The 2,127-nt window shown below is 72.9% G+C and carries 3 protein-coding genes; all 3 read left to right on the top strand.

Going from position 1 to position 2,127, the window contains the following annotated elements:
• Nucleotides 1-188 precede the first annotated feature (188 nt).
• Nucleotides 189-623, top strand: a complete 435-nt coding sequence (locus tag ACFE67_RS14945; RefSeq protein ID WP_375407660.1) for a nitroreductase family deazaflavin-dependent oxidoreductase — start codon at nucleotides 189-191, stop codon at nucleotides 621-623.
• Between the two features lie 35 nt (nucleotides 624-658).
• Nucleotides 659-1,840: a glycosyltransferase gene (locus ACFE67_RS14940; protein WP_375407659.1), complete on the top strand. Its 1,182-nt coding sequence runs from the start codon at nucleotides 659-661 to the stop codon at nucleotides 1,838-1,840.
• A partial coding sequence (locus ACFE67_RS14935; protein WP_375407658.1) for a glycosyltransferase family 9 protein occupies nucleotides 1,837-2,127 on the top strand: 291 nt, incomplete at its 3' end. The genes ACFE67_RS14940 and ACFE67_RS14935, both read left to right, overlap by 4 nt.

The raw sequence follows: 2,127 nt of genomic DNA, 5'->3' as shown, positions 1-2,127 counted from the left end.
TCGTAGATCGCCTTGCCGCCCGACGCGGGGAAGTCCGTGAGGTGCGAGACCTCCGCCGCGAACTCGGCGACCGCGTCGCCGCGATCCTGCTGCTCGGCGAGCCATTCGGGGAAGGTGAGCGTCGTGGACATGGCCGCAGTTTCCCGTCCCGGTTTGCGCGACGCCTGAGCGGTGCGGATGATCGGCATATGCCGTTGACGGGTGAGTACGCACCGAGCACCGAATCGTGGGCGAGAGAGCAGGCCGAGCGCTTCGAAGCGACGGGGGGTGCGGAGGCGAACACGATGCGGGGCGTGCCGATCATCGTGCTCACCTCGGTCGGCGCGAAGACCGGCAAGCTCAGGAAGACCGCGTTGATGCGGGTGGAGCACGACGGTCGCTACGCGGTCGTGGCCTCGAAGGGCGGCGCGCCCGAGCACCCGGTCTGGTACTGGAACCTCGTCGCCGAGCCGCATGTCGAGCTGCAGGACGGCCCCGACCGCCGCGACTACGACGCCAGGCTGGTGGAGGGGGACGAGCGCGCCGCGTGGTGGGACAGGGCCGTCGCCGTGTGGCCGGACTACGCGGAGTACCAGACCAGGACGGACCGGCTGATCCCCGTGTTCGTGCTCGAACCGCGCTGACCCGACATCGAGGAAACCCGGCCTAGCGTTCGGGCATGGGTCCTCGCGTTCTCGTGGTCTGCGGACGGCTGGACGCGCAGCGAGACGGGGTCGGGGAGTACGTCGTCCGGCTCACGGAGGAGCTGCGCATCCAAGGGGCCGACCCGCGGATCCTGCACGTCGGCGAGCCCACCCGGATCCGCGGCGCGCGTCGCGTCGGGAGGACCTGGGGCCCGGCCGCGCTCCTGCAAGCGGCGCGCTCGGCGCGGCATGCGGACGTCGTGCACGTGCAGTTCGCCCCCTCGATGTACGGCTTCCGGATCGCGATCGGCGCCCTGCCGCTGGTGCTTCGAGGGAAGCCGCTGATCACCACGCTGCACGAGTACGGCTCGTGGCGTCCGGAGCACCTGCTGCCTGCAGCGCTCTGGCATCGCGTGGAGGCGCGGCGACTCGCGGACCGCGAGACCGGGCTGCTCGTCCCCCGCAGCCGCGCGGTGGTGGCGACGAACGCCGCGCATGCAGCGGCGGTCCGGGATCGGTTCGTCCGTGCGCCGGAGGTCGAGATCGTCCCCATCGGGGCGAACGTCGCCGTCGCACGGGATGTCGAGCGGGCCGCGGCGCGTAGATCGGTCCGCGACGAGCTCGGCCTCCGCGCGGACACGGTGCTGGCGGCCTTCTTCGGCTTCGTCCACCCGGTGAAGGGCGTCCGGTACCTCGCGGAGGCGATCGCAACGCTGGTCGCGCAGGGCACCGACGTGCACGCTCTGGTGATCGGCGGATTCGACTCCCTGGCGCTGCCTGGGGAGGAGGCGACCGCGTTCGAGGCGGAGCTCCGCGGACAGATCGAGGACGCCGGCGCCACCGACCGCATCCACGTGACCGGGTACCGCGACCCGGACGCCGTGACGCGCCTCCTCGACGCGGCCGACGTCGGCGTCCTCCCCTTCACGCACGGCGTGACCACCAAGAGCGGTTCCCTGCTGACGCTCCTCGCCCACGGCCTGCCGACGGTCGTGACCTCGGGCGGGGACGCGGAGCCGGAGCTCGCCGACGGGGATCGCGTCGCCGTGGTGTCGCGGGTCCGCGACAGCGAGGCCCTCGCCACCGGTCTCCGCCGCGTGCTCGACGACCCGGTGCTCGCGGCGGGCCTGGCCGAGCGGGGCGAGGCCTGGGCCGCGACGAGGGGCTGGAGCGCCATCGCCGCGCGGCACCTCGAGCTGTACGCCGGCGTGCGATGACCCGGATCGTCGTCGTCGACACCATGGGCGGCCTCGGCGACCTGCTGCTGGCGATGCCGCTCATCGAGGCGCTCTGCCGGTCGCACCCCGAGGCCGAGGTCACCGTCGTCACGACGGCGCCGTGGCACGTGCTGCTCGAGCGAGACCCCCGGATCTTCCAGGTGGTCCCCGTGGAGGGGCGGGACGGCGCCGCGCTCGAGCGGACCGTGCGACCCGTGCTCGAGCGCCTGCGGCCCGAGCTCGCGATCACCACGAACCGTCAGCACGGACTTCCTGCGCTGCTCGAG

It is taken from the genome of uncultured Amnibacterium sp., assembly GCF_964244015.1.
GTDB lineage: Bacteria > Actinomycetota > Actinomycetes > Actinomycetales > Microbacteriaceae > Amnibacterium.
This window is presented reverse-complemented; position numbering and strand designations above follow the sequence as displayed.

Excerpts from the sequence above, each read along its gene's own strand:
- ACFE67_RS14940 (WP_375407659.1), top strand. The coding sequence starts at position 659 with ATGGGTCCTCGCGTTCTCGTGGTCTGCGGACGGCTGGACGCGCAGCGA.
- ACFE67_RS14945 (WP_375407660.1), top strand. The coding sequence starts at position 189 with ATGCCGTTGACGGGTGAGTACGCACCGAGCACCGAATCGTGGGCGAGA.